The sequence below is a fragment of the Acinetobacter sp. UBA6720 genome, from assembly GCF_002454215.1.
Taxonomy (GTDB): domain Bacteria; phylum Pseudomonadota; class Gammaproteobacteria; order Pseudomonadales; family Moraxellaceae; genus Acinetobacter.
Map to the genome: position 1 here is coordinate 1 of NZ_DKIK01000189.1, position 4005 is coordinate 4005.

The 4005-nt window shown below is 37.4% G+C and carries 2 protein-coding genes and 3 pseudogenes; 3 read left to right on the top strand and 2 right to left on the bottom strand.

Translation table 11 applies throughout. The annotated features are described in order from the left end of the window. Positions 1–712: pseudogene (locus B4F08_RS16175) on the top strand (5-methylcytosine restriction system specificity protein McrC); the annotation flags it as partial. A 122-nt stretch (positions 713–834) separates the two neighbouring features. Here B4F08_RS16175 and B4F08_RS16180 read toward each other — a convergent pair. Further along, positions 835–1707, bottom strand: coding sequence for a competence protein CoiA family protein (locus tag B4F08_RS16180; RefSeq protein ID WP_262579406.1), 873 nt, complete (start codon positions 1705–1707; stop codon positions 835–837). A 102-nt stretch (positions 1708–1809) separates the two neighbouring features. Between B4F08_RS16180 and B4F08_RS16185 the strand changes: the two genes are divergently transcribed. Then, complete coding sequence (locus B4F08_RS16185) at positions 1810–2793, top strand: hypothetical protein (RefSeq protein ID WP_291375351.1); 984 nt, start codon at positions 1810–1812, stop codon at positions 2791–2793. A gap of 84 nt (positions 2794–2877) precedes the next feature. Next, a pseudogene (locus B4F08_RS17230) lies at positions 2878–3303 on the top strand (metallophosphoesterase); the annotation flags it as partial. Here B4F08_RS17230 and B4F08_RS16195 read toward each other — a convergent pair. Beyond that, positions 3254–4005, bottom strand: a pseudogene (locus B4F08_RS16195) (IS3 family transposase); the annotation flags it as partial. The pseudogenes B4F08_RS17230 and B4F08_RS16195 overlap by 50 nt on opposite strands.

A 4005-nucleotide genomic window follows, 5' to 3' on the forward strand; every position in this document is an offset into this window, starting at 1 on the left:
TCTTGTTCTATATATAGAACAGCATATAGATTGATACGTACAGCCTTAGAAGTGGTGTGTAAAAAGAGCAAAGACGCAAGTAATTGGAAATTGGCGCAAGAGCTGAGACTCATGACCAATGAGATCCCTCGAAGCCAAAAGATTAAGCAGGATTTTAGACAATGGCAGTCAGGACGTTTACTCGCTTTGTATGCTGAGATTAAACCTTGGACGGAGTTAATCTTAGGTGAATATATGCCTGTATCTACTCAGGGGGAGTGGCGTGGCATGAGTTTACTCTTCCCAATGGAGAAGCTATTTGAGCACTATGTTGCTTATCATCTACGCCGTAACTTACCTGAATATACTGTGAAGACACAGTATGCGACGGAGTATATTTGTCAGCATCAAGAACGTCGTATTTTTAAGCTTAAGCCTGATATTTTCATTGAATTTCTGAATGCAAAACCGATTGTGATGGATACCAAGTGGAAGTTGATTGATCAAAGTGATCGAGCTGGGCGTTATGGTTTGAAAGATAGTGATATTCAGCAAATGTTTGCTTATAGCCACTATTACCTCAAGCATGACAGTGATGTTGTACTTGTCTATCCATATCGGAAGGACAAGTTCACGCAGCCATTGGAACTTTAAGTTTAGGCTTCCCTCTAATGCAAAACTACGTGTAGTACCTTTCAATGTAGATGATCCAAAAAACTTCAAAATTATTTAGTCTTTTATCTTGTGAGGTCAGTCCCATATTTGGGACTAAAATCTACTTTTTAGCTAGATCAGTCCCAGTTTAGGTACTTTTCGTTTGGCAGAAATAGGCAAGTATTTATGGGTAATGTGGTTTTATTCATTAAGTTCTTTTAGTCTTTGTAAAACCTGTTCCGAAAATGGTAGCCAATAGTTCCAAGATTTATATTTAGGATTATAGGAGCCAATCCCTTCACGTTTCCATTCTTTGAGCATTGCAATGATTTCAGGGTTATATGCGCTATTCACTGAAACCATACCACTCGCAAAATGGCGAACATTAAGATGCATGCCTTTCACTTTAAATTTATAGTCCTGCCAATTCGGACTGGTGTTCTGTAGTTCAGACGTTACGGGTAGAGTGGTTGTGACTTTGTAGGAAGTAGAAGTTATTTGTTGCCCAATGGATTGTTTTTGAGGAAATGGGTAAATCCATCTTCTATTGTCCAGGTTCTCGAGGATTTGCTGTTTGGCTTCTGTACTTGGAATTGCAATATCACTGTTAAGAAGTGGTGATAAATCGATTTCAATACATTTTGATTTAAATGCCTCAATGCGTTTTAGTTTTTCAGCATCAATAAAATGAGTGACTGCGATCTCAATTAAAATAGGTTCGCCATCAAAATAACCAATAAGGTCAGGGCGAATTAAACCGAGAGAAAATTCAGGTAATAATTTTTCGAAGGTCCACCATGCAGCTTCACTATCTGAATCAGGTAGGGCAGGAAGCATAAGTCCCATAGATTCAAGAATAACTTCTTTGGCATATTTATGGAGTACAGATTCTGGGTTAATCGTACAGCTTTCTTTATTGCTTGCGTGTGCAAAATGATGTTCTTTAATTTCCCCTTTACGAGCGATCACAGCTTCACCACATTCAAAGCAAGTGCATTGGCATGCGAGTCCACGTTCAACCTGCTCAATATTAACCAATTTATTATTTTCGTTTAATGCAATATACATCGTCATTATTAAAATCCTTTAGGAAGTTGATTTACTCATTCACTATGCTTGTGATCTAATTGTCCTAACACCGTATAAAGGGGAAATACGGGTAAAATGGGGGTTTAAGTGTCTGAATTAAAATTAAAAGTTTTTGTTGTGTTAGATGAAATTTTAAAGAAAGACTTAGCAGATAACAGAGCATACGATTGCTTAAAAGTAATCTGTAGCGCATCGATTGATGCTTTAAATACTCAAAATGAAGAGCTAATAACGTATACTAGGTATCAACTAAAACCCATTCTTGATGGTCAGCAATCTGTTGCATCGATGGATTCAAAAGATCTAGGGAAGTGGATGAGTGACAAAAAATTAAGTGCATTCCTTGATCGTGTCATCACAAAACATACTAAAAAATTCAAAGAGATTGGTTATATTCCTGTTGTAAAAACCAACGATACAATTGGAGGAAAAGGAAATGAGCGCCGTTATTGGTTGGATATTACAGAATACGCTCAGACCCAAAATGAAGAAGATCAAAAGCTTGATGAGAATGAAATTTCTTATGAGCGGGTTGATCCTTCTGAAATTAAATTGTCTTGGTTTTACCGATTTATATTTAAAAAAGGAGAGATTAGAAATAAAAGCTTTAGAGGTTTGATGATGCTGATCGTTCTTTTTGGCGGTTTTATTTCGTGGGCTTTATATGTTTGTGCATTTTCATTGGTTTTAGTACGTGAAGGACAAAACTTCACGACACTTGATTTGTTGTTTATAGCCTGTTTAATTGGATTTTCTTACCTATCATTCAAATATTGGTTCACTCCGTTATGGAATTTACCAGAGCATCGAGTCATTAATGCACCTATGACGTTTATTTCACTTAATGAGGATCATGCTGATATTGAGATGTATCGTGATAGAGAGCGTAATCAATTAACACGTATAACTCGGTTTAAAGGGATATGTCCGATTTGTTCAGCAGAGGTTGTACTTAGAATTGGTCAACCTGATCATAATTTGCCATTAGTTGGACGTTGTGTAGAAAGTCCTTTTGCGCATGTGTATAGCTTTGATCGGGTGTTAATGAGTGGAAAGCTGTTAAGTCGGTAATCATATTGAAATTAAGGGGCACATTTAAGACAATGAGCTATTCTCCTATTTTGACAATCAATACAAATCAAACGAATCATATATATGGTTGGTGATTTGCATGGCTGTTATAGCCTTTTGATGCAAGAACTCCAAAATATTCATTTTGATTTTCAAAATGATGTGCTTATTTGTACAGGTGATCTTGTAGATCGAGGCGCAGAAAATTTAGTCTGTATCTCCTTATTGGATGAAGCTAGGTTTTATACCGTGTGTGGTAATCGTGAAGAAATGTGTATCAAGTCAGCTCATGATCCTAAAATAAAAGAGATTCACGCACGTAATGGAGGTGAATGGTTTTATCAGTTATCTCAAATACAGCGGCTAGAAATTATTGAACGTTTTAAGCAATTGCCTTTAGTGATCGAAGTCCAATTGAAAAATAAAAAGATTGGTGTTGTACATCCGCTAAACCTTGCTAATCTGCTTTTAAATATTCAATCACCTCTGTTTTGTATAAGCCATTCACTGTTTCAGCCAAAGTATTATCGTATGAATCACCAGTCGTACCGACTGATGCTCTTAAATTTGCTGCTTCTAAACGATTGGTATAACGAATGGAAAGATATTGCACACCTCTGTCGGAATGATGAATCACATTCTTTGGCACGCCTTGATCGTGCAATGCTTGCTCAAGTGCATCGAGCACCATATCTGTATTCATCCGTGTAGATACTTTCCATCCAACAATTGCTCGTGAGAACACATCAATAATAAAGGCGGTATAGACCCAACCTGAATTGGTTTGAATATACGTGAAGTCAGCGACCTGAGAAGCATTGCTTCGCAAGGGGCAGGATGATCTGCATTAAAATTGCGTTTTACTAAGTCATCTGCTCGTTTTTGATCATCTCGGCTACGGGTGGTTTGTTTATTCTTACCACGCCAAACACTTTGTATACCTACCTTATGCATCAATCGAGCAACTCTACAACGTGCGATAACATAACCTTTACGTTTCAATTGTTGCCAGACCTTACGCACACCATATCGACCAGAACTTTCTTTCCAAATTCGTTTAATTTGTTCAGCATGATGCTCATCATGTAGATCTCGTTTCGCTCGATGTTCTGGATTGTCAGCGAGATCTAAAGTTCGGTAATAGGTTGAAGCTGCGATCGGTAAAATCCTACAAATCGCATCAACACCATATCGATCTTTATTGTTATGGAT

Coding starts and splice junctions, on each gene's coding strand:
- B4F08_RS16180 (WP_262579406.1), bottom strand. CDS start 1,707: ATGACGATGTATATTGCATTAAACGAAAATAATAAATTGGTTAATATT.